We start from the raw sequence: 22,809 nt of genomic DNA on the forward strand, positions 1-22,809 counted from the left end.
TAACAGGATGAGCGAACCGCTCGCGCAAGAGAACCTGCTCGGCGCCTACCTGAAGGACCGCCGCAGCAAGCTCGATCCGGCCGTGTTCGGCTTTCCGCCGGAGCGGCGGCGCACGCCGGGCCTGCGCCGCGAAGAGGTGGCGCAGCGCGCCAACATCAGGGCGACCTGGTACACTTGGCTCGAACAGGGCCGCGGCGGCGCGCCCTCGGCCGATGTGCTCGACCGCATCGCGCGGGCGCTGATGCTGACCGATGTCGAGCGCGAGCATCTGTTCCTGCTCGGCCTCGGCCGCACGCCCGAGGTGCGCTACCAGAAGAGCGAAGGCGTCACCCCCCGGCTGCAGCGCGTGCTCGACGCGCTGGAGCCGCGCCCCGCCGTGATACGCACCGCGACCTGGGATATCGTCGCCTGGAACCGGGCCGCTACCGTGATGCTGACGGACTACGGATCGCTGCCGCCGCGCGAGCGCAACGTGCTGCGCTTCATGTTCCTCGATCCGCGCGTCCGCGCCGCACAACATGACTGGGCCAGCGTGGCGCGCTTCGTGGTCGGCGCCTTCAGGGTCGACGCAGCGCGTGCCGGCGCCGCTGCCGAGGTGCAGCCGTTCGTCGACGAGCTCTGCCGGCTCAGTCCGGAATTCGCGGCGCTGTGGCGCGACAACGACGTGCGAACACACGGCGAAGGCGTCAAGCAGCTCCGGCATCCGATCCTGGGCCCGGTCAAGTTCGAATATTCGGCATTCGCGGTCGACGGCCGGCCCGACCTCAGCATGATCGTCTACAATCCTGTTGATCCGGAGATGACGGAGAAGATCCGCGGGCTGATGGAGGCGGCGCCGGCGCACGAACGCGCGTGATCGTCGCGCGCCCCCACAAACCGAAACGCAAATTGAGTCGCTTGCCTGACACGACCTCAGATATAGTCGCCCACCACCGACCCAACGGTGGGATTTGGGAGAAGATAGCCATGAAAGCCACGTCACTCCTCGCGGGCCTAGCTGTCGCGATCTTGTCGATCGCCCCCGCAAATGCTGGGAATAAACCCGCACTCGCTAAGCAGGCAGCCTCGGGAGCACCCTGCTCCGTCTCCAGCAGTTGGCCTAATCCTACGCCGGTGGTTTGCTGGCCAGAGGGCGTCAAACGTTTCCACAACTTCAACGAATGCAGGGAATCCCTGCTCAAGTTTGGCCACGATACCAATGGCATTTCGTGGTGGTGCCACAGCCAGGGATACAAGACCTGACGGTTTCGCACTCAGAACGCGTCGAGGCCGCCAACGGAGGCGGCCTCCTTGATTGCAATGACGGTTAGTCCCGCGTCACCGCCGTCGGCCGCCACACCAGCAGCCGCTTCTCAACCGCAGTCACGCCCATGTCGATCAGGATGACGAAGGCCGACAGCACGAACATGCCCGCGAACACGCCGGCGACGTCGAACACGCCCTCGGCCTGCTGGATCAGGTAGCCGAGGCCGGCGGCGGAGCCGAGATATTCGCCGACCACCGCGCCGACCACCGCAAAGCCGACCGAGGTGTGCAGCGAGGAGAACATCCATGACAGCGCCGAGGGCCAGTAGACGTGGCGCATCAGCTGCCGCTCGTTCATGCCGAGCATGCGGCCATTGTCGAGCACCGTGGTCGGCACTTCCTTGACGCCTTGGTAGACATTGAAGAACACGATGAAGAACACCAGGGTCACGCCGAGCGCGACCTTGGACCAGACGCCGAGCCCGAACCACAGCGCGAAGATCGGCGCCAGCACCACGCGCGGCAGCGCGTTGACCATCTTCACATAGGGATCGAACACCGCGGCGACGCGCGGTTGCCGCGCAAACCAGAAGCCGACCAGGATGCCGCCGGCCGAGCCGATCACGAAGGCCAGGATGGATTCCCACAGCGTGATCGCGAGATGCTTCCAGATCACCCCGGTCGAGAACCACTTTACAATTTGGCTGAAGACGTCGACCGGATTGGAGAAGAAGAACGGCGGCAGCAGCACCTTGCCGAACACCGGCACGGTGGAGAAGAGCTGCCACATTACCAGTGTGACGACAGCGACCAGAACCTGCAGGGACAGCAACGCGACGCGCGACATCAGGCGGCTCCCGCCTGCGTCGACTGGACATAGCCCTTCATCACCTCGTCCTTCAGCACGCCCCAGATCTCGCGGTGCAGGGCATGGAAATCCTTCTCCATCCGGATCTCGGCGATGTCGCGCGGTCGCGGCAGCGTGATGCGCCAGTCGCCGATGATGCGCGCGCTGGGGCCGGCCGACATGATCACGACGCGATCGGCCAGCGCGATCGCTTCCTCGAGATCGTGGGTGACGAACAGCACCGCCTTGCGGTCGGCGCTCCACAATTCCAGCAGCAGATTGCCCATGATTTGCCGGGTCTGGGCGTCGAGCGGACCGAACGGCTCGTCCATCAGGAGGATCTTCGGATCGCGGATCAGGACCTGCGCCAGCGCAACGCGCTTGCGCTGGCCGCCCGACAGCATGTGCGGATAGCGATTGGCGAAGGCGCCGAGCCCGACCGAGGTCAGCCATTTCTGCGCGCGCGCGAGCGCCTCGGCGCGCGGCGTGCCGGATATCTCGAGCCCGATCGCGACATTGTCGATCGCGGTCTTCCAGGGGAACAGTGCATCGGCCTGGAACAGGTAGCCGGCATCACGGTTGAGGCCGCTCAGCGGCTTGTCGAAGATCCTTGCCGTTCCGGCCGCGGGCTTGAGCAGCCCGGCCGTGACGTTAAGCAGCGTCGACTTCCCGCATCCGGTCGGACCGACAATGGCGACGTACTCGCCATGATCAACCGAAAGATTGGCCTGCTCGACCGCGGTATAGACGCGTCCATCCGCCAACCGAAACGCCACCGTCGCATTGTCAAGCGCGACCGCCGTCGGCTCCGTCATCGTCACGCATTCCTCCCAAACTTTCCGAAATGGCTTAGCGGTTCGGGCGGGCAAGTCAACGCAGGAAGATGGCGTAGCAAACAAGGCTGCGGTCACGTGATTTTCAGACAGGCTGGGTTGCGCAATTGCGCAACCGGGTTGCGCATTGCGCCGACATCGTCGAGGCTGCGACCCAAAGCGACGGACAGGGAGACAATCATGCGGATCGCAGTGGTGGGCGCCGGAGGCGTCGGGGGCGGCTTTGGTGCGGCGCTCGCGCATGCCGGAGCCGACGTCACCTTTATCGCGCGCGGCGCTCATTTGGCCGCCATGCGCAGCGAAGGGCTGAAGGTTCAGGGCGGCCGCGGCGAAACCCATCTGGTACCGACCCAGGCGACCGACGATCCGGCAAGCGTCGGCCCGGTCGATATCGTGCTGTTCTGTGTCAAGCTGTGGGACGTCGAAAGCGCCGGCCAGCACATCAGGCCGATGGTCGGCCCCGACACGGCGGTGATCCCGCTGCAGAACGGCATCGACGCGCCCGACAGGCTGGTCCCGATCCTGGGACGCAACGCCGTGATGGGCGGCGTGGCGCAGATCTCGGCCTCGATCATCAAGCCTGGCGTCATCAACCAGGTCGGCACCTTCATGCGGATGATCTTCGGTGAGCTCGACGGCCGCATCACGCCGCGCGGCAAGGCGCTGCTCGATCTCTGCCTGAAAGCAGGGTTCGATGCGACCTTGAGCGAGCAGATCAATACCGAGCTCTGGATGAAGTTCGTCGGCCTCGCCACCAATGCCGGCATGACCGCGGTCACCAGGCTGCCGATCGGCAAGCTGCGCGACGATCCCGACTTGCGCCCGCTCTTCGTGTCGGCCTGCGAGGAGATCATCGCCATCGCCCACGCCAGCGGCATCAAGCTGCCGCCGGATGCACTGACGAAAGTGCTCGATTTCATCGGACACGCGCCGCCGGCGATGAAGGCCTCGATGGCGCTCGATCTCGAGCGTGGCAACCGGCTCGAACTGCCATGGCTGAACGGCAAGGTGGTCGAACTCGGCCGCAAGCTCGGCGTCCCGACGCCGACGCACGACATGCTCTATGCGGTATTGAAACCCTACGCGATGGGCGCGCCGTCCTGATAGCCCAGCAGAACCGAAATCTGCCGGCCCGCCTCGCGCACCAGCTTTGAATATTCCAATAGCTTCCGCTCGTCGATGCGCGCACTCGGTCCGTAGAGGCCGACCGAACCGACGACCTCGCCGCGGTGATCGAAACACGGCGCGGAGACGGCGACCGCGCCGGCAAAGATCTCGCCATGGCTGGTCGCATAGCCGTTGCGCCGCGCAAAGGTCAGCGCGTCCTCGAGCCGCGCGCGATCCGCGCTCTTTGCAATGCTGGCAAGAAGCGCGGCCTGCCGCTTCGGATCCATGAAGGCCAGCATCGCCTTGCCGGTCGATCCCTGGATCAGGCTTAGACTGTGGCCGACGCCGCGGCTGATCGAGAGCACGTGACGGCTCTCGCATTCGAGGATGCAGATGCCGCGATCATCCTGTTCGCGGAACAGCGCTGCGGTCTCGCCGGTTGCCTCGCGCAGGCCCTCGACGACCGGGCGCGCGATCGCGACCACCTCGAGGCCGTTCAGCCAGACATGGGCCAGCTTCATCACGCCGTGCGACAGCCGGAAGCGCTGCGGATCGCCTTCGGCCTGGATCAGGTCGCGCTGCGCCAGCGTCTGCAGCAGGCGATACAACGTCGGCCGGCTCAGCCCGACCCGCTTCTGGATCTCGATCACGCTCATCGTCGGCTGATCCGGCGTGAAGCATTGCAGGATCGCGATGGCGCGGTCGACCGCCCGCACGCCTGACGCCCCCTGCTCCGCGTCCTGAACTTCCGCCTTCGGTTTCTTTGCCATCCGTCCACATCCGCAAATTCGGCAGGGGCGCGCTGCATCCAGCGCGCTTGACCAATCGGCCCGCGCGGATACTATCTCAAATTATGAGAATAATGTCCACTAGATGGACATATGAAAATCGACGGGAGGATTGGAATTGCTGCAGACAGACGCCTCGCGCAGATGGGCCGCCGCCGCGATCGCCACGCTGATGCTCTCGACGCCGCTGGCGCACGCCGCACCCGACGGCTCGGGCATCTCGGACGGCGTGGTGCGGATTGCGGTGCTGGGCGACTACGGCAGCGGCCGCGATCTCGGCGGGCCGGGCTCGGTGACCGCCGCCAAGCTTGCCGCTGAGGATTTTCACAACAAGGTGCTGGGCAAGCCGATCGAGATCATCTCGGCGGATCACCAGAACAAGCCCGACGTCGCGGTCGGGATCGCGCGGCAATGGTTCGACGTCGAGCATGTCGACGCGGTGACCGATCTCGCGGTGAGCTCGGTCGGCCTCGCCGTCGCCGGCCTTGCGACGCAGAGCAACCGCACCGCGCTGGTCTCGGGCGCAGCGACATCGGACCTCACCGGCGACAAATGCTCGCCTGTCGTCACGCATTGGGCCGACGACACCTACGCGCTGTCGGCCGGCCTGGTCGGCGAGCTGAGCCGCCGCGTCGGCAAGGAATGGTTCTTCGTCGCGGTCGACTATTCGTTCGGCAGCGCGATGGTGAAGGATGCCTCGCGCGCCGTCACCGATGCCGGCGGCAAGGTGATCGGCGCGGTGCGCTATCCCTTCAACACCACCGACTTCTCATCCTTTTTGCTGGCCGCGCAGAGCTCCGGCGCCAAGGTGGTGGCGCTGGCCGGCACCGGCGCCGACACCGTCAACGCGGTCAAGCAGACCCACGAATTCGGCCTGCAACAAGGCGGGCAGACCATCGTCGGCATGCTGACCTTCATCTCCGACGTCCATTCGATCGGCCTGCGCGACGCGCAGGGCATGTACATCGCGTCCCAGTATTACTGGGATGACGACGACGGCACCCGCGCCTTCGCCAAGCGCTTCATCGAGATCGAGAAGCGCGAGCCGACCAAATTGCAGGCCGCGACCTACGCCGCCGTGCGCCATTATCTGAAGGCGATCGAGGCCGGCGGCAGCGACGAGGCGAAGGCGGTCAATGCCGAGATGCGCAAGCTGCCGGTCGATTTCTTCGGCCGCCCCGCGCACATTCGGAAAGACGGCCGCGTCGTCTACGACCTCTCGCTCTACCGCGTGAAGAAGCCGGAGGAGAGCAAATATCCCTGGGACTACTACCAGAAGATCGCGGCCATCCCCGGCGACAAGGCGTTCCGCCCCGAGGGAACCGGCGGCTGCAAGCTCGACAAGGACGCACCATCATTCGCCGCGACTGACCGTCGCGCAGGCCAGACAAGGAGGAGCCGATGCCGCTTCGCAACGATTTCGATCAGCTTGTTAACGTCAAGGGTGGCTTCATCAGCCGCGAGATCTTCGTGGACGCCGATATCTACCGGCAGGAGCTCGACAAGGTCTTCACCCGCGCCTGGCTGCTGGTCGGCCACGAAAGCCTGGTGCCCAATCCCGGCGACTTCTACACCTCGCGGATGGGCGAGGAATCCGTCATCCTCTGCCGCGACAAGAAGGGCGAGATCCACGTCTTCCTCAACTCGTGCCGGCACCGCGGAATGAAGGTGTGCCGCTACGAGCAGGGCAACACGTCGCTGTTCACCTGCCCCTATCACAGCTGGACCTACACCACCGACGGCAAGCTGCAGGGCGTTCCGCTGCACCGGACGCTGCATGACGGCGTGCTCGACCGCGAGGCGAACTCGTTGGTCTCGGTGGCGAAGCTCTGCAACTACAAGGGCTCGATCTGGGCGACCTGGGACAAGGATGCGCCCGACTTCATCACCTATCTCGGCGATGCCAAGGTCCATCTCGACCAGGCGCTCGACTGCCGCGACGGCCGCGAGGGCGGCTCCGAGGTGATCGGCGTCCACAAATGGGTGTTCCCCGCCAACTGGAAATTCGCGGCCGAGAATTTCCTCGGCGACACCTATCACAACCCAAGCCATCGCTCGGTCGACCTGATCGGCATCGGGCCGAGCGCTGCCGCCGGCAAGAAGGGTCGCCGCGACGACGAGCTGGAGAAGGCGCAGCACGTCTGGATCAGCTTTCCGGAAGGCCATGGCGTACACAGCGCGATCCAGCCGGAGGCCAATGAATACATCGAGTCCTTCCTCGACAACCCGATCCTCGAAAAATACTTCCGGCACTGTTTCGAGGAGCGCAAGCGGCGGCTCGGCGAAGGGGCGCGGCTGCTGCCGTTCGTCGGCACGATCTTCCCCAACACCTCCTATCACGGCCGCCAGCCGCGCGGACTTTGCGCCTGGCATCCGCACAGCCCGACCTCGACCGAAGGCTGGCGCTTCTTCCTCGTCGACAAGGACGCGCCGAAGGAAGCCAAGGAATATCTGCGCCGCTACTACATGCGCTACTCCGGCCCGGCCGGCATGACCGAGCAGGACGACATGGAGAACTGGCTCTATGCGACCGCGGCGAGCACCGGCACGGTGGCGCGGCGCTATCCCTTCAACTATCAGCAGTCGATGGGCGCCTACGTGACCGATCATCCGCTCGGCGGCGATGTCTCGACCCAAGTCACCGAGCAGATCGCGCGCGGCTTCTACCGCCGCTGGACCACCTACATGCAGGGCGGCGACTGGCACGAGTTGCTCGGATCGCCCGCGGGCAACCGGCAGGCCGCAGAATGACCGCGCCCGCAAAAACCGTCCTCGTCAGCGGGGGCACCTTCGGGATCGGCCGCGCGATCACGCTCGGCCTCGCCCGGCGCGGCCACGCGGTGGTCGCCTTCGGCCTCGAAGCGCCGCAGGTCTCGAGTACCGCAGAGAACGCCATTCCGGCCTTGCGCGAACAGCTTGATCGCGAAGGGCTCTCCGCCGAACTGATGGAAGCCGATGTGTCGCAAGCGAGCGACGTCGCCAGGGTGGTCGCGCACGCGATGGCGCGGTTCGGGCGCATCGACGGCGTCGTCAACAACGCCGCGATCGGCCCGCTCGGTACCGTGCTCGACACCGACGAGGCGCTGTTCGACCGGATCATCGCCGTCAATCTGAAGGGACCGTATTTGACCAGCCGCGCCGCGATCCCGTACATGATCGCGCAAGGCGGCGGCTCGATCGTCAACATCGGATCCGGCGCCGGCTGGGGCAAGCCGAACATGGCGGTCTACAGCGCGAGCAAGGGCGGCGTTGTCGCGCTGAGCGCGGCGATGGCCTACGACTTCTTTCACCAGCGCATCCGCGTCAACACCGTGATCCCCGGTGGTGGCGGCATCGTCAGCGGCATGAGCCTCGGCCGTGTCGGCGGCGACGCGGCACGTTTCGGCAGGGGCGCGCCGGGCACCGCCGCGGGCCGCGTCGCCGCCGGTGACGACATCGCCAATGTGGTCGCCTTTTTGCTGTCGTCAGACGCGGAAACGCTGTCCGGCACCGTGATCGATGTCGGCTGCTTCGCCCAGCAGGGCGGACCGATCCCGCCCAAGCCGGCGCTCTGACAACCCTGCGATGCCTGATGAGGAGATAGCGATGATGACGACCGTTCAGGATCAGGACAAGCAACAACACGCCGGCAACGCGGCGGTCGAGCGATCGGCGGCCTACTATCGGCTGAAGGCCGACGTCGAGGATTTCTACTATCACGAGGCCGATTTGCTCGACGATCGGCGCTTCCGCGACTGGCTCGAGCTACTCACCGACGACATCAGCTATTTCATGCCGATCCGCCGCAACGTGAAGTTCGGCCAGCAGGCCGCGCGCGAGAACACCAAACGGGGCGAAGGCATCAGCTGGTTCGACGAGGACAAATGGACATTGACCAAGCGGGTCGAGCAGATCCTGACCGGCGTGCACTATGCCGAGGAGCCGCTGTCGCGCATCACGCACATGGTCAGCAATGTGCAGATCAAGGGCGCGCGGCCGGATATCGAGGCGGCGCGCGAGCTGGACATCACCAGCCGCTTCCTCGTCTACCAGAACCGCGTCGAGTACGAGACCTACATCTTCGTCGGCCGTCGCAACGACACGCTGCGCCTGACCGACAATGGCTGGAAGATCGCGCGGCGCGAGATATTGCTTGAACAGAACATCCTGCTGGCCAAGAATCTCACCACGTTCTTCTGAGCGAGGCCAACTCCGGGCGAGGTCAAGGGTAGCAAGGGTAGCGATGATTGACGTGATGGCGATCAAGGTGGGGACGCGGCTGAAACTGGAGGCCGGCGTCGTCGCCGAAGTGGTGGAGAACATGGACGATGGCCAGTGGCTGCAGGTGCGCTATCTGGAGTGCCCCGCCCGGCCCGCCGACGTCGGCACGGTGGAGCTGTGCCACGCCCAGGACGTCATTAAGGTGCTCAGCGAGTAGTCCCAGTCAACGGACCGACGATCATGCTGCGATTTGAATACATGCCGAGCGATTTTCATCCGCTGTTCCTGTTCCTCGGCGAAGCCGCCGATCTCGCCGCGCTGGCAAGGCTGCTGCGACGCTTTGCCGAGAACCCGCAGTCCATTGCCGTGGCGGAGCGGATTCCCGGCGCCGTCTCGCGCGACGCGCTGGTGCTGGCGCCCGCCGACGACGAATTCGGCATGCGCGATCTCGGCGGCCGGTTTGCCTGGAAGCTGACCGATTGGCAGGCGGAGCGGATCGCAGAGCGCATCGAGCTGTTGACCCCCGAGGATAACAAGTCCGGCTCGGAGATCGTCGAGATCGGCAGCGACGGCGAGATCCCGGTCAAGCTGTCGCGCGGCGAATTCACCGACGACTTCCTGATCACGCGCAGATAGCGGTGTTCGCGTGAGTACTCACCGCAAACCAAAGATCCTGATTGCCGGCGCCGGGATCGGCGGCCTCGTCGCAGGATTGTCGCTGCTGCAGCGTGGCATCGAAGTCGAGATTTTCGAGCAGGCGTCCGAGCTGCGCGAGCTCGGCGCCGGTGTCCAGCTCAGCGCCAACGGCACACGCGTCCTGATCGCGCTCGGGCTCGAGCAAGAGATGCAGGCGATCGCCTGCGAGCCCTCGGGCAAGGAGATCAGGCTGTTCAGCACCGGGCGGACCTGGAAATTGTTCGACCTCGGCGCCTCCTCGCGCGCGATCTACGGCGCGCCCTACTGGATGGTGCATCGCGGCGACTTCCACCGCGTGCTGGTCGACGCATTCAAGGCTCGGGCACCGGGGCACCTGCATCTCGGCAGTCGCTGCAGCGGATTTGACCAGGACGGCGACGGCATCTGGCTGCACCTAGCCAATGGCGAGCGTCGGCACGGCGACATCGTGGTCGGCGCCGACGGCGTGCACTCCGAAATTCGCCGGCAGATCGGCGGCGACACCAAACCGTTCTTTTCGGGCGTGGCCGCCTGGCGCGGCCTGGTGCCGATGGAACGGCTGCCGGCGAGCCTGCAACGCGACGTCGGCACCAACTGGATCGGCCCGGGCGGCCACGTCATCACCTATCCGGTGCGCCGCGGCGCGCTGTTGAACTTCGTCGGCATCTTCGAGGGTGAGAGCTGGTCGGTCGAATCGTGGACCGAACGCGGCACGCGCGAAGCCTGTAGCGATGCCTTTGCCGGATGGAATCCAGAGATTCACACCATCATCGCGAGCCTCGATATTCCCTACAAATGGGCGCTGCTCGGCCGCGACCCGCTCGATCGCTTCGTCGTCGGGCGCGCCTGCCTGCTCGGCGACGCCGCGCATCCGATGCTGCCGTTCCTGGCCCAGGGCGCCAACATGGCGATCGAGGACGGCATGGTGCTGGCGCGCTGTCTTGAAAGCTTCCCGCCCGAGGAAGCGCTGCGGCGTTACGAGGCCGCGCGGCTGACGCGGACCAACGCGATCGTGGTGAAGTCGGCCGAGAATGCCAGGCGCTTCCATAATCCCGCGCTTGCCGACGCCGAAGGCGCCGACGCCTACGTCTCGCGCGAATGGCAGCCGGACCGGGTGCGCGAGCGCTATGACTGGCTATTCACTTACGATGCGTTGAACGTGTCGGTCTGACGGCCGGCGTTCGACGGGTCAGGTACTCCTGCATCAGTAAGCGTGATGCCGGCGATGCGTCCGGCGCTTCGGAGGCGGCGGCGGAGCAAAAAACGGATTCACCGAGCACATTGCGCCACGGCCCGACGCGCTCGCCTGGCACTGCGGGATCGAGGTGAAGCTGCAATCGATATAGTTTCCGCCGCCGAACCGGCCGCCATAGACATGCATGCACACCGGATAGTTCGGATCGTAAGCCTGCCCGGCTGCAGGTCCGGCCAAGGCGACCGCGAATGCGGCGATCGCGAACAGTTTCAGGCGCATCGGTCCCTCCTTGTTGCTCGGACGGTTTCCCCACAGCTGCCGGAGTTAGTCAACCACATCAGCGGCGCGACGGCCATGCGGGCATGATTGACGGTCAGCCCAAGCGCTAGTTACCGGGTTGGCGGTATCGTTGACCCCGCTCCTTGGTCGGCTTTTTTGCACCCTTGTAGAATGGATTGACCGAGCACGATGCGGATCGCCCCGAGGCCGTCGCCTGGCATTGCGGAAGCGACGTGAAGCTGCAATCGACGTACTCGGGCGTCAGCCTGCCTTCATAGACTTCCATGCAGACCGGATAATTCGGATCGTACATCTGCGCGGCGGCGGGCACGGCGAGACAAGCGCCGAGGGCGGCGATGACGATGGTGAATTTCAAGCGCATCGAATTCTCCTCAAGCCTGGTCCGGATCGCCGGGCGCGTGGCTATCGCTGGTCGTCGGCCGGCTTGCCGTCGCCCTCGCCGAGGCAGCGGATCATGAAGGCCGTCGTGTCCCGCGGCAGCACTTGCGCGGCGCGCGCCTTGAGACGGCATTCGAGCTGCGCGATCTGGCGCGCCCGCTGCCGTTCGGACGGCAGCGTCGATTGCCGCAACCGGCGCAACGTCATCGGCGAGCCGTCAGATTCGAAGCTCAGCTCGTACTTCTTGCCGTTCTGGTCGGTCGCGGCGCAGGAGATGGTGGACACCTGCCGCGTGATGAAGCTTCCGACCTGGCGGCATGAGCCGGTCGACATCTCGACCAGCGGCACCGGCAGGCCATCCACCCGCGGGCGGTCGCTGGACTTCAGCAACATGCGGTCGACCGCGAGCTCGAACAGATTGTCCTGGGTGCGCTCGGTGCTCTCGCCGGAGAACGAGATGATGTGGCTCTTGTCGGCGGGATCGTCGAGCACCACGGTGAATTCGGAACGGCCGCGCAGAGTGTGGAAATAGGCGACTGCCTTGCAGGTGTAGCTGCGGCCCGCAACGGTGACATTGCGGCAAGTGCCGGACATCAACGCGTACAGGTCGACGTCGTAGACCGGACCGGCGGCAACGGCGAGCGCCGGCCAGCAGAGGACGGCAGCCGCAATCAAATGAGCGAAACGGGAGATCATGCTGAAACGGTCGAAAACACGGTCGCTGGAGGGATCCATGGCGCAAGGTCGCTGATTTCCACGGACTGTGCAACGACGAAGCAGGCCTAAATGTGGACACTCCGCGAACGGCTGGGGAACGCAGCGCAATCCGTGCTGAAAGGCCGCGGCGTCAGATTTGCGGGCCGGACAACGTCACCTCGCGCTCGGCGCGGAACACGTTGCTATAGAGGTTCGCGATCCACTGGCGGCCGCTTGCCGTCATGTTCAGGCAGTTGATGGCGCCCTGAATGTGCGGCGCAACCATGTTCCAGTAGAATTGCGGATAGCGGTCGACGATATCGGCCGGCGACTCATAGCCGAGCTGGCGGTTGATGCCGACCTCCTCGAACTCGTGATAGAGCGCGTTGGCCTTCCTGATGTAGTTGGGATCGCCGAGCTGGCCGATGAAATCGGCCGCCCGGACGATCGACGCCTCATCGTCATATTCCTGGCCCTCGGGCGCCGGAAACCGCGTGCCCTCGATGTTGCGCGCGACGCGCTCGCGATCGAGCGGAAGGACGGCCTCGAGCCTGTCGAGCACATACAGCTTCGAGCGGTCGACATGATACGGCATCAGACCGGCATCCGACGAGCCACGTGGCAGCACCACCTTCTTGCCGGAGGCATCGATGACGTAGCCATCGGGTCCATCGCCTTTCAGCAGACCGCGCACATAGCCGATGTCGTGAGTCAGGCAGGCGATGATGGTGTGGGTGTAGTCCTCGGCGGTGACGTGGGTGTGCAGCGCGCGGCCGCGGATGATGTCATGCCCGGCGAGCGTGACCAGCATCGTGTGCTCGACATTGTGGTAGAGCGCGTCGCTGTTGCCGATGCATTCCAGCGCGATGCGCGCGGCGGCTGGCAGGAGTTCGCCGAAGCGCGCCTGCGAAGCGCCGAAAGTGCGGCTGACATGCGTGGCGAGAAACTTCTCCAAAGCACCTGCCGCCAACTCAGGTAACGTCATCATCGATGCAGCCCCCGACCGCGCAACGTTCCTCGCTCGCCCCGATCTCTCGTCGTAGTTGGGCAGCGACTATAGCGTATCTACGGGCGTGCGGCTACGCGCTGACGGGCGTGACGATTCGCTCCGGCCGTACTTTCCCGGTCTTGCCCGCTGCGGCGCCAAAGCTGCCGATAGTGGCATGAACCCTGCATGATTCGGGTCAGACCGGGTTAACCCCACTGATAAAGGCCGTCATGCTCGTTACGCTCGTCGCCATCCTCTGCAATGCTCAACTCTGCATGGAAAAGGTCGTCACCACGAGTGACCAATCCGGCATCACGATGGGCGCCTGCGCAGTGAATGCGCAGATCGGCATCGCCGATTGGCTCGCCAAGGGGCCGTATCACGAATGGCACCTGCAGAGCTACAAATGCATCATGGGCAAGTACGTACCCAAGAACGAAGTGTGATGTGTGCTCACAGCCCCGTACGGGGCTGACCCGCTTCGACCGGAACAGCCCGCGAAACCACCGCGCAGGCGTCCGCGCCTCGAGTCAAAGTCCAATTTATGGGCTATCACTGTCGTTAACGACGGTGAGACATGAGGTCGCCCTGGAATGCCCGCAACGCCGCTGATTGCCTATGCGCATGTCGGCAAGAGTTTTGACAGTGGTCGCGTGGTGGCGGTCGACGACGTCTCGCTTGACGTGGCCGAGGGTGAATTCCTGGCGATTGTCGGCGGCTCGGGCTCCGGCAAGACGACGCTGCTGAGGCTCGCCAATCGCCTGATCGAAGCCGACTACGGCCGGATCGCCGTCGAAGGTGAAGATGTCAGCCGCGTCGATCCCATCCTGCTGCGCCGCCGCATCGGCTATGTCTTCCAGAGCGGTGGGCTGTTTCCGCATCTGTCCGTCGCCGGCAACATCGGCATCACGTCGAAGCTTCTCGGCTGGACGCAAGCGGAGATCTCGGCGCGGGTCGACGAACTGCTCGACCTTGTGCGGCTCGACCCCTCACAATATCGCGAGCGTATGCCGCACGAACTCTCCGGCGGCCAGCGTCAACGCGTCGGCGTCGCGCGTGCGCTGGCTGCGAAGCCGCGCATCGTGCTGATGGACGAACCGTTCGGCGCGCTCGATCCCCTCACCCGCGACGCGCTCGGCGACGATTATCGAACGCTGCACCGCGAGCTCGGCCTGACCACGGTCATGATCACCCACGACATGACCGAGGCGTTGCTGCTGGCCGACCGTGTCGCGGTGATGCGTGGCGGCAGGCTGCTGGCCCAGGGCACGCCGGCGGAGCTCTCGGCCAGCGCCGACGGCTATGTCGGCGAACTGATGCGCACGCCGCGGCGGCAGGCGGAACGCCTGGGCGCTTTGCTGCCGCGGGGCGACACCGCATGAATCTATCAGCCGATCCGCGCTGGAGCGAGGCGCTCGCGCATCTGCCCGACTATCTCGGCAATCATGTGCGGGTCAGCGTCGCCGCGCTGGCGCTCGGGCTTCTGATCAGCCTGCCGCTTGCGATCATCGCCCGCAACCGGCCGGTGCTGCGCACGACGTTGCTCGGGCTTGCCAGCATCGTGCAGACCGTGCCCGGTCTCGCGCTGCTCGCGTTGTTCTATCCCCTGCTGCTGGCGCTCGCCGCGTTGACCGCGGCGTGGCTCGGCTTCAGCTTCTCCGCCTTCGGCTTCCTGCCGGCGGTGCTGGCGCTCGCGCTCTATTCGATGCTGCCGGTGTTGCGCAACACCATCACCGGCCTGTCGGGGGTCGATCCGGCGGTGCTGGAAGCCGCCCAGGGCGTCGGGATGACGCCGCGGCAATCGCTCACCATGGTCGAGCTTCCGCTGGCGCTGCCGGTGATGATGGCTGGAATCCGCACCGCGGCGGTATGGGTGATCGGGACCGCCACCTTGTCGACGCCGATCGGCCAGACCAGCCTAGGCAACTATATCTTCGCGGGATTGCAGACCCAGAACTGGGTGTTCGTGCTGTTCGGCTGCTTCGCAGCGGCCGTGCTCGCGCTTGTGGTCGACCAATTGCTGGCGCTGATCGAGAACGGCCTGCGCAATCGCAGCCGCGTCCGGACGGCGCTCGGCGGGCTTGGTATTGCCGCCCTGATCGCGGCGACGCTGGTGCCCGCGATCGCGCGTCCGCATGCGGGCATCGTCGTCGGCGCCAAGACGTTCACCGAGCAATATGTGCTGTCGGCGTTGATCGCGCAGCGGCTGCAAGCGGCCGGCCTTCCGGCCACGACCCGCGCCGGCCTCGGCTCCAACGTGATCTTCGACGCGCTCACGGCCGGCGATATCGATGTCTATGTCGACTATTCCGGCACGCTGTGGGCCAACCAGTTCCACCACACCGACATCAAACCCCGCGCCGAGCTATTGGGCGAGTTGCAGACGACGCTGGCGAAGCAAGACATCACGCTGCTCGGCGAGCTCGGCTTCGAGAATGCCTATACGCTGGTGATGCCGAGGAAGCGCGCCGAAGAGCTCGGCATCCATTCGATCGGCGACCTCGCCTCACGCGCCGCCACGATGTCGATCGCCGGCGACTATGAATTCTTCTCGCGGCCGGAATGGGCCGGCATCCAGAAGGCCTATGGGCTGGCGTTCCGCGCCCAGCGTCAGATGCAGCCGGATTTCATGTATGCGGCAGTCGCCTCCGGTGAAATCGACGTGATCGCGGGCTACACCAGCGACGGACTGATCGCGAAATACGATCTTGTCACGCTCGAGGACAACAGGCACGCCATCCCGCCCTATGACGCCATCGTGCTGCTGTCGCCAAAGCGACGCGACGACGAGACGCTCAAGGCGACGCTGCGGCCGCTACTCGGCAAGATCGATATCGCCGAGATGCGCGAGGCGAATTTGCGCGCGTCGGGCAATGACGCATCATCGTCGCCCGACGCCGCGGCGCGCTGGCTGTGGCAGAAGGTCGAAGGAAAATAACCTCTCGCCGTCACTGCGAGCGAAGCGAAGCAATCCACCTCTCCGCATGCGAGGAAAGATGGATTGCTTCGTCGCTACGCTCCTCGCAATGACGACGTCTCACAGTCCCTTGATGATCCCCGCATCGATCAACAGGCGGTTGAAGCGGCGTGCTTCTGCGCCGTCCTTGCAGGAATAGAACGCGCCGTTGCAGCGAAGCATGATCGCCTTCTGCTCCTCGAACGACGGATCGAGCGGAATGCCCGCAGCTTCCTGAATCACCAGCGGCAGATAGGCGGCGTCGATCGTGTCCATCACCGCCGGGCTCTTCACCGGCTCGAAGTTGATGGCGTCGATCGCATAGTAGGTCGCGTAGTAACGCGGATCGTAATCCATCAGCTTCTTGCCGATGCCGGCCTCGTCGAGATCGGGATCTAGCAGCTGCGGCGAGAATTCCGGCTGATGATCGCCGTAACGCACGATCAGGAAAGGCTGCGCCGGAAACTTCTTCTTCAGCGCCGCGACGAAGCCGGCATAGTCGCCAGCGCTCATCGCCTGCCGGCGCAGATATTCGTCGACGGCGGGCTTGTTGCCCGGCCGCTTCCACGACGGCAGCAACTCCGGATGGAATTTGGTTTCCCAGGGGAAATGATTGGCGGCGAGATAGACGAAGGCGAACAGCGGCGTGCCTGACGTCTTCTGCTCGGCCATCAGCTTCAGCGCCTTGTCGTAGAAGAAGCTGTCGGGCTCGACGTCCTTCGCATGCAGGTCATGCGCGTCGTAGAAGCGCTGGATGCCGGTCGTGGTCTGGAAGTTGCGCGCGCTCATGAAGGCGCCGAATGCGGGATAGAGCGAGAGCGTGTCGTAGCCGCAGCGGCGCAGGGCCAACGGCAGGCCGCGCTCCACGCGTCCCGATGCGATGCGGGTGACGAAATAGGAGAACCGGCCGAACGAGCGCGAGGACAATCCGGCAAGCACGTTGTACTCCGTGAACCAGCTCGGCCCGCCATTGCTCTCGGCGAGGAATTTGCGCTCGACGCCGTCATAGGACTTGAACTGGCTGCCATAGCCCGGCGGCACCTTGACGCCGGAGGCGGCGCGGATGTCGAAACTCGATTCATCATGGATCATGATGATGTTCGGCCGCCGCCCGGCAGGATGGCAGGCATCGACCAGGGGCATCCTAAGCTGGTCGCTCGCGGTCGGATCCGACTCCATGAAACCGTAGGCGACGAAATCGGACACGGCCGTGACGCCGGAGCGCGCGAACTTCGAGAGATAGCCGTCGTCGTAATAGCCGCGCCAGGCTTCGTCCGGCCAGGCGAAGGCATAACCCGAGAGGGCCGCGGTGCAGGCGAGGCAGGCGGCCGCAGCCGGCAGGCGGCGGATGCGGAACGGATCGAGCCACCACAGCGCGTACATCAAGGGCAGCGTGACGAGGCCGGCGCCGATGATCGACCAGCGCAGGCTCGGGAAGATCGTCAGCAGGAACGCCGCGGTGTCGCGGTCGATCACCATCAGGTCGACGAAATTCGCGGTCATCTGCACCACGTCGTGCTTGAAGCGCGACAACAGCACCAACACGACGACCAGCGTCAGCGACAGCGCGCCCGACAGCGCCGGCCGGCGCAGCAGCGCGATGAACAGGAAGTTCAGGATTCCCCAGGTGAGCAGGAAGCAAAGCCGCGAGCCGAAATCGGTCTCGGTGCGCAGCATCAGGATCAGCGCGCCGAAATGCGGTGCCGCGACCGCCATCAACCGCCAGATGCCGAGCGCGGCAAGACCGCCGGCCAGTGCGGCAACGGAGGAGTTTTGCTGAGGCGCGGGCGCCATGGGCGGGACGCAATACAACCCGGCGCAATGCCACCGCCTTGACTGGCAACGGCCAGGAGGCATGCGGCACAGCCGGTGTCTGGACCGCGTCACAAAACCGTAATTGAATCGTCATGAACGCGCAATGAATTTGCCGCGCCCAGCCTGGCCGCGGCAGGCAGCGCGCATACCTTAAACTTTGGCGGCCGGCGCGGCGTGGCTCGCGATGCCCGCGATGAAGAGATCGACGATGTCGGCAGCCATCTGCTCGACCTCCGCATCGCCGACACCCCAGCGCGGCAAATGGCCGTCGATGTGCATCCGCGCGAAGCCATAGACCAGCGCGCGGCCGGCGATCTGGACCTGCCTGAGGTCGCGCGTCTCGAGTTGGCCAGCTGAAAATGCCTCCGCCAGCGTGCGCTCGGTCAGGCCGATCAACTCGGCATTGTCGCTGGAGACGGCGGCCGAGCGGTCGTGGTCGAAGAAGCGGCGGCTGGAGATGATCTCGAAATGGGTCGGGTTCTTCATCGCCCAGCGCAGATAGGCGATCCCGAGATGGCGGAAGCGGCCGAGCGGATCGCCTGACGGCGCCTCGGCCAGCGCCGCCTCGATCTCGGCGCGAAAGCGGCGTTGCGCCTCCTCCGCCACCGCATTCATCAGTGCGTCCCGGCTCGGGAAATGCCGGAACGGCGCGCCCGGCGAGACCCCGGCGCGGCGCGCGGCCTCGCGCACGCTGACCGCCTCCGGCCCGCCCTCGCCGACCAGTTGCATGGCGGCATCGATCAGGACGCGGCGGAGGTCGCCGTGGTGATACGGCCTCGCCGCCGGCGCCCGCGTCGCGACCGGACGCGGCTTGGTGGACCGGCGGCCGGTGGACGGGCTTTTGGCGGGGCGGCGCATGGCGCACCACTAGCATCACCCGCTTGTGAATGTAAGCGATGATTACACGGATTGACCGCGCGTGGGCGCGAAATGTAACTGGTGATTACATGAACGGGAGGCGGGATATGGCGACGCATCGCAACTGGTTCGAGGGCTGGCGGCTGTTTGGCCTGCTCACGCTCACCCTGATCGGGCTTTCGATCTGGATCGCCGCGATGCGGCAGTTCGAGGTCGAGGGTGTGCGGATGGTGATCCGCTTCACTGCGCGGACCTCGCTCTTGTTCTTCTGCCTCGCCTTCTCGGGGGCGGCGCTGGCGCGGCTGTGGCCGAACGCCTGGACGCACTGGCAGCGCCGCAACCGCCGTTACCTGGGCGTCACCTTCGCGGCCTCGCACGCCATCCATGCGGTCGCGATCGCAGCCTTCGCGATCCTCGATCCGCCCGGCTTCGCCGCCGCAACCTCGGCGGTCTCGTACATCTTCGGCAGCATCGGATATGCCTTCATCATCGCGTTGACCGCGACCTCATTCGATCGCACGGCTGCGATGCTGGGCCCGCGCGCCTGGCGCCGGCTGCATCTCATCGGCGGCTACTATCTGCTGCTGCAGTTCATGGTCTCGTTCGGCAAGCGAATTCCCGAGATGCCGCTCTACGCGCTGTTCCTGTTGCCGCTCGCCGCCGTGTTCGCGCTCAGGATGATCAGCATGGCCGCGCGGCCTGCGCCGCGTCAGGCGCAGGCGAGCTGAGATCGGGCCACCTCACACCAGGTGAAACTTGCGGCCGAGCTGGCGATGAACCGACAGCACCGCGCGGTCGACGTCGCTGATCAGGCTGTCACCGAGCACGACGTTCGGAATTTCCCAGTTGCGCCCGATCTGCGCATCGGGCAGCGCTGCGACCGCCGGCACACGCGCGGTCTCGCAGCCGGGCTGGGCGCGCAGCGCCTCATCCGCAAGCTGGGTCAATTCGTCCTGGCTCTTTCCATCAGTCATGACCTCGGTCCTGACTCCGGAAGATGGCTCACTGATGGCCAAGATTCTCCAGTTCCTTAGCGCGGGCTTCGGTCATGCTGCGCATGCATTCGCCGGCATCAAGGCGGGCGATGGTGCCCTCGCCGAGGTCGTAATACAGGCAGTTGGCGTCGCGGTACTGGATCCAGAGCCGTTGCGCGGCGCGCAGCTGTTCGCGCTGCTTGTCGTCGGCGGCATCCTTCAACGCCTTCTGATAGGCGACGTTCATCCGCTTGTCCCACTGCGCGGTCTTGGCCTTGAGGCATTCGACCATCTGATAGGTACCGCCGTCGCAGGATGGCTCGCCAACGCTCTGATCGCCGGCGCGAACAACCGGCGCGGTGAAGGCGATGGAGACGGCCGCCAGAACGGCCATGAGCCTGCACGCGCCTATCGTGACAGTCGATGTCATGGCACTTTCCCTGTTCGATCGATCCCGTCGTCGCAGCATACATGAGTGCCGCCGCGGTGCATCCCGTCACCGCCGGCCGCGCCGCGGCTGGCCTTCCCGGTCCGCGCGGGATATTTCATATGCATGGAGGGACCATGCGGCGCGCCGTGACGCCTGTGATCGTCTTGGCGGCGTTCGGCCTGCTCGTCGGTGGGCTGTTTCGCTATGCCTTCGATGAGTCCGACGAGGCCTCCGTCTCGAATTATGTGCGCAGCGCCCTCGACGGCGCAGCCCTCACGGTGATCGTCTGGGCGACGCATCTCTATCTGGCCGCACGTGGTGGCTGGCTGCGACGGCAATCACTCATCGTCGAGCTGATCGGCCGCTCTGTGATCCTCGCCGTCACCGTTGCGGCCGCCGCGATCGTGCTGGAAATCGTGCTCTACGGGCATGGGCTCGAAGCCAAGTGGATGCGCGAAACCTTCCTGAAGATCATTGGCGTCGGCCTGCTGCTGTCGATCCCGATCACGACGATCTACGAGCTGGTCCGGATGATCGGCGGGCATACGCTGCTTGGCATCGTGCTCGGACGCTATCGGCAGCCGGTGCGCGAGGAGCGCGTGCTGCTGTTTCTCGACCTGGTCGGCTCGACGACGCTGGCGGAGTCGATGGGCGAGCTGCGCGTGCAGGAATTGCTGACGCGCTTCTTCTTCGACATCGACGAGCCGATCGTGTCGCACGGCGGCGAAGTCCACGCCTATGTCGGCGACGAAGTGATCGTGACCTGGCCGGCAAATGCCGACGGGCGATCGCGGCGGTATCTCGATTGCGTGTTCGCGATCGAGGATCGCCTCGCCAAGCGGGCCGATCAATATCGCAAGGAGTTCGGCGTGGTGCCCGCGTTTAGGGCCGGGATGCATGCCGGTCCGGTCGTCATCGCGGAATGCGGGGGCTCGCGGCGACAGATCGCCTATTTCGGCGACACCGTGAACGTCACGGCGCGGCTGCAGGCGCATTGCAAGGAGGCCGGCCGGCCGCTGCTGGTATCGGGCGACCTACTCCGCCTGCTGCCGCCGGACCGGGATTTAGTCGTCGAGCCGCTCGGCTCGACGCAATTGCGCGGACGTGCCGCGTCGATCGACATCTTCTCCGTCGCGCGGCGCGTATCGTCCTAAACGATCTCTTAAAATGCACCGGCATCAGCTTCCGCTGAGCCGAAAGCGCGCATTGAATCGAATGCGGTCGCAGCCTGTTAAGGATGCGACGCACACCGTATTTGCACCGGGTTCCACCTTAACGCAGGTGTAAGACCGCGCCCCGCATGGTGCGCAGACAGGTGTCATTCAACAAAAACAAGGTTGCCCATCGATGGCGCAACAGGCGTCACAATCGATTATTGCCGAACTCGAGGATGCGGTCCGGGACGGGACATCAGCCAAGCGCGTGCAGACGCTGCGGCAGGTCACCGATCTGTTCCTGAACGACGGCGACCGCCTCAACGATGAACAGGTCAAGGTGTTCGACGACGTGCTCTGCCTCTTGGTCGCGCGCGTCGAGACCCGTGCGCGGGCCGAACTCAGCAAGCGGCTCGCACCGCTCGACTATGCGCCGTTCGAGGTGATTCAGCACCTCGCCTGGGACGACGACATCAGCGTCGCCGGCGACGTGCTGACCCACTCCAGCCGCCTCTCGAACGACGCACTGCGCGAGATCGCGAGCAGCAAGGGCCAGGACCACCTGTTCGCGCTCTCCGCGCGGGAAAACCTGCCGCCTTCCGTCACCGACGTGATCATCGACCGCGGCGAGGACAAGGTGATCCGGCGTCTCGCCAAGAACGCCGGAGCGCAGTTCTCCGACAACGGCTATTCCAGCATCGTCGCCCGCGCCGAAGGCGACGACGAACTGGTCGAGATCCTCGGTCTGCGCATCGACATTCCGGCCAAGCTGCTGCGCGACCTGCTGCAGCGCGCCAAGGATACGGTGCGCGCCCGCCTGCTCTCGATCGCATCGCCCCGAGCGCGCGAAGAGATCAGCCACGTGCTGAACGACATCGCCCAGGAAGAGGCCGCGGCGCCGCGCCGCAACTACGGCATCGCCGAAGAGCTGGTCAAGCTGATGAAGCAGCTGAACGAGCTCGACGATGCGGCCGTCTACAAGTTCGCCGAAGAGGGCAAGCTCGACGAGGTCACGGTCGCGCTTGCCGTGCTCAACGACATGCCGATCGCGATGATCGAACGCCTGATGCTCGGCCTGCGCTCCGACCTGATCCTGATCCCGTGCCGCTCGGCGCGGCTCAACTGGCCGACGGTCGAAACCATCCTGCGCAAGCGGCCGCTACCGCTGCCGCTCGACAATGCGACGCTCGAGATCGCGCAGCGCGACTACCGCCGGCTCTCGCTGGAAACCGCGCAGCGCACGGTGCGGTTCTGGCAGCTGCACAACAGGATCGAGAAGCAGCCGATGGCGGCCGGCTAAAGCGGGATGGGTTTAGGTTGAATCGATTTGGGATTCCCAAATCAGTGTGTTTCTGATTCACCATGCTGGC

The 22,809-nt window shown here is 65.2% G+C and carries 25 protein-coding genes and 1 pseudogene; 15 read left to right on the plus strand and 11 right to left on the minus strand.

The annotated features are described in order from the left end of the window. Positions 1-7 precede the first annotated feature (7 nt). A complete protein-coding gene (locus QJT82_RS34525; protein WP_028342374.1) occupies positions 8-856 on the plus strand; it encodes a helix-turn-helix transcriptional regulator in 849 nt (282 codons plus the stop codon). 450 nt (positions 857-1,306) lie between these two features. On the opposite strand, the gene QJT82_RS34530 is transcribed toward QJT82_RS34525, so the two are convergent. Further along, positions 1,307-2,092, minus strand: coding sequence for an ABC transporter permease (locus QJT82_RS34530; RefSeq protein WP_028342373.1), 786 nt, complete (start codon positions 2,090-2,092; stop codon positions 1,307-1,309). Then, complete coding sequence (locus QJT82_RS34535; RefSeq protein WP_028342372.1) at positions 2,092-2,907, minus strand: ABC transporter ATP-binding protein; 816 nt, start codon at positions 2,905-2,907, stop codon at positions 2,092-2,094. The genes QJT82_RS34530 and QJT82_RS34535 overlap by 1 nt, the downstream gene beginning before the upstream one ends. A 198-nt stretch (positions 2,908-3,105) precedes the next feature. Between QJT82_RS34535 and QJT82_RS34540 the strand changes: the two genes are divergently transcribed. Then, positions 3,106-4,029 (plus strand): 2-dehydropantoate 2-reductase, encoded by a 924-nt coding sequence (locus QJT82_RS34540; RefSeq protein ID WP_259245180.1) that lies wholly within the window; start codon positions 3,106-3,108, stop codon positions 4,027-4,029. Here the strand turns inward: QJT82_RS34540 and QJT82_RS34545 are convergent. Further along, on the minus strand, positions 4,005-4,802 hold the full coding sequence (locus tag QJT82_RS34545) for an IclR family transcriptional regulator (RefSeq protein WP_028342370.1): 798 nt from the start codon (positions 4,800-4,802) through the stop codon (positions 4,005-4,007). The two genes, QJT82_RS34540 and QJT82_RS34545, sit on opposite strands and share 25 nt — an antisense overlap. 190 nt (positions 4,803-4,992) lie before the next feature. Between QJT82_RS34545 and QJT82_RS34550 the strand changes: the two are divergent. The 7 genes and pseudogenes from QJT82_RS34550 to QJT82_RS34580 all read left to right on the plus strand — a co-directional run. Next, positions 4,993-6,045, plus strand: a pseudogene (locus QJT82_RS34550) (ABC transporter substrate-binding protein); the annotation flags it as partial. A gap of 245 nt (positions 6,046-6,290) precedes the next feature. Beyond that, entirely contained in the window at positions 6,291-7,571 is a 1,281-nt protein-coding gene (locus QJT82_RS34555; protein ID WP_264641783.1) for a Rieske 2Fe-2S domain-containing protein, read from the plus strand. Then, complete coding sequence (locus tag QJT82_RS34560; RefSeq protein WP_028342368.1) at positions 7,568-8,374, plus strand: SDR family oxidoreductase; 807 nt, start codon at positions 7,568-7,570, stop codon at positions 8,372-8,374. Before QJT82_RS34555 ends, QJT82_RS34560 begins: the two co-directional genes overlap by 4 nt. A gap of 31 nt (positions 8,375-8,405) precedes the next feature. Further along, the gene (locus QJT82_RS34565) at positions 8,406-8,999 is read left to right on the plus strand and encodes a 3-phenylpropionate/cinnamic acid dioxygenase subunit beta (RefSeq protein ID WP_028342367.1); all 594 of its coding nucleotides are present in this window, start codon (positions 8,406-8,408) and stop codon (positions 8,997-8,999) included. 55 nt (positions 9,000-9,054) lie between these two features. Then, the gene (locus QJT82_RS34570) at positions 9,055-9,237 is read left to right on the plus strand and encodes a hypothetical protein (RefSeq protein ID WP_035632139.1); all 183 of its coding nucleotides are present in this window, start codon (positions 9,055-9,057) and stop codon (positions 9,235-9,237) included. Between the two features lie 23 nt (positions 9,238-9,260). Beyond that, the gene (locus tag QJT82_RS34575) at positions 9,261-9,656 is read left to right on the plus strand and encodes a hypothetical protein (RefSeq protein ID WP_028342365.1); all 396 of its coding nucleotides are present in this window, start codon (positions 9,261-9,263) and stop codon (positions 9,654-9,656) included. Between the two features lie 10 nt (positions 9,657-9,666). After that, positions 9,667-10,866 (plus strand): FAD-dependent monooxygenase, encoded by a 1,200-nt coding sequence (locus QJT82_RS34580; RefSeq protein WP_028342364.1) that lies wholly within the window; start codon positions 9,667-9,669, stop codon positions 10,864-10,866. Between the two features lie 33 nt (positions 10,867-10,899). Here QJT82_RS34580 and QJT82_RS34585 read toward each other — a convergent pair whose 3' ends face one another. The 4 genes from QJT82_RS34585 to QJT82_RS34600 form a co-directional block, all read right to left on the minus strand. Next, positions 10,900-11,169 (minus strand): DUF3551 domain-containing protein, encoded by a 270-nt coding sequence (locus QJT82_RS34585; RefSeq protein ID WP_028342363.1) that lies wholly within the window; start codon positions 11,167-11,169, stop codon positions 10,900-10,902. Positions 11,170-11,275: 106 nt separating this feature from the next. Continuing rightward, positions 11,276-11,551: a DUF3551 domain-containing protein gene (locus QJT82_RS34590; RefSeq protein WP_028342362.1), complete on the minus strand. Its 276-nt coding sequence runs from the start codon at positions 11,549-11,551 to the stop codon at positions 11,276-11,278. 41 nt (positions 11,552-11,592) lie between these two features. After that, positions 11,593-12,264, minus strand: coding sequence for a hypothetical protein (locus QJT82_RS34595; protein ID WP_245288799.1), 672 nt, complete (start codon positions 12,262-12,264; stop codon positions 11,593-11,595). A 151-nt stretch (positions 12,265-12,415) separates the two neighbouring features. Further along, positions 12,416-13,252, minus strand: coding sequence for a hypothetical protein (locus QJT82_RS34600; RefSeq protein ID WP_028342360.1), 837 nt, complete (start codon positions 13,250-13,252; stop codon positions 12,416-12,418). 230 nt (positions 13,253-13,482) lie between these two features. On the opposite strand from QJT82_RS34600, the gene QJT82_RS34605 reads away from it, so the two are divergent. The 3 genes from QJT82_RS34605 (at position 13,483) to QJT82_RS34615 (ending at position 16,190) form a co-directional block, all read left to right on the plus strand. Continuing rightward, a complete protein-coding gene (locus QJT82_RS34605) occupies positions 13,483-13,698 on the plus strand; it encodes a hypothetical protein (RefSeq protein WP_016844293.1) in 216 nt (71 codons plus the stop codon). Positions 13,699-13,845: 147 nt separating this feature from the next. Continuing rightward, entirely contained in the window at positions 13,846-14,634 is a 789-nt protein-coding gene (locus tag QJT82_RS34610; protein WP_028342359.1) for an ATP-binding cassette domain-containing protein, read from the plus strand. Continuing rightward, positions 14,631-16,190 (plus strand): glycine betaine ABC transporter substrate-binding protein, encoded by a 1,560-nt coding sequence (locus QJT82_RS34615; protein ID WP_028342358.1) that lies wholly within the window; start codon positions 14,631-14,633, stop codon positions 16,188-16,190. Before QJT82_RS34610 ends, QJT82_RS34615 begins: the two co-directional genes overlap by 4 nt. A 99-nt stretch (positions 16,191-16,289) precedes the next feature. On the opposite strand, the gene QJT82_RS34620 is transcribed toward QJT82_RS34615, so the two are convergent. Next, complete coding sequence (locus tag QJT82_RS34620; protein ID WP_028342357.1) at positions 16,290-18,002, minus strand: sulfatase-like hydrolase/transferase; 1,713 nt, start codon at positions 18,000-18,002, stop codon at positions 16,290-16,292. Positions 18,003-18,173: 171 nt separating this feature from the next. After that, the gene (locus QJT82_RS34625; RefSeq protein WP_028342356.1) at positions 18,174-18,881 is read right to left on the minus strand and encodes a TetR/AcrR family transcriptional regulator; all 708 of its coding nucleotides are present in this window, start codon (positions 18,879-18,881) and stop codon (positions 18,174-18,176) included. A 107-nt stretch (positions 18,882-18,988) separates the two neighbouring features. Here QJT82_RS34625 and QJT82_RS34630 point away from each other — a divergent pair, with 107 nt between their 5' ends. Then, positions 18,989-19,609 (plus strand): hypothetical protein, encoded by a 621-nt coding sequence (locus QJT82_RS34630; RefSeq protein ID WP_028342355.1) that lies wholly within the window; start codon positions 18,989-18,991, stop codon positions 19,607-19,609. Positions 19,610-19,621: 12 nt separating this feature from the next. Here the strand turns inward: QJT82_RS34630 and QJT82_RS34635 are convergent, their stop codons facing one another. Together QJT82_RS34635 and QJT82_RS34640 are read right to left on the minus strand one after the other, a co-directional pair. After that, positions 19,622-19,855: a hypothetical protein gene (locus QJT82_RS34635; protein WP_028342354.1), complete on the minus strand. Its 234-nt coding sequence runs from the start codon at positions 19,853-19,855 to the stop codon at positions 19,622-19,624. A gap of 28 nt (positions 19,856-19,883) precedes the next feature. Next, on the minus strand, positions 19,884-20,285 hold the full coding sequence (locus QJT82_RS34640; protein WP_245288798.1) for a lysozyme inhibitor LprI family protein: 402 nt from the start codon (positions 20,283-20,285) through the stop codon (positions 19,884-19,886). Between the two features lie 134 nt (positions 20,286-20,419). Between QJT82_RS34640 and QJT82_RS34645 the strand changes: the two genes are divergently transcribed. After that, positions 20,420-21,439, plus strand: coding sequence for an adenylate/guanylate cyclase domain-containing protein (locus QJT82_RS34645; protein WP_028342352.1), 1,020 nt, complete (start codon positions 20,420-20,422; stop codon positions 21,437-21,439). 193 nt (positions 21,440-21,632) lie between these two features. Continuing rightward, positions 21,633-22,739, plus strand: a complete 1,107-nt coding sequence (locus QJT82_RS34650) for a DUF2336 domain-containing protein (protein WP_028342351.1) — start codon at positions 21,633-21,635, stop codon at positions 22,737-22,739. Positions 22,740-22,809 lie beyond the last annotated feature (70 nt).

It is taken from the genome of Bradyrhizobium sp. Mp19, assembly GCF_029952935.1.
Classification (GTDB): domain Bacteria; phylum Pseudomonadota; class Alphaproteobacteria; order Rhizobiales; family Xanthobacteraceae; genus Bradyrhizobium; species Bradyrhizobium elkanii.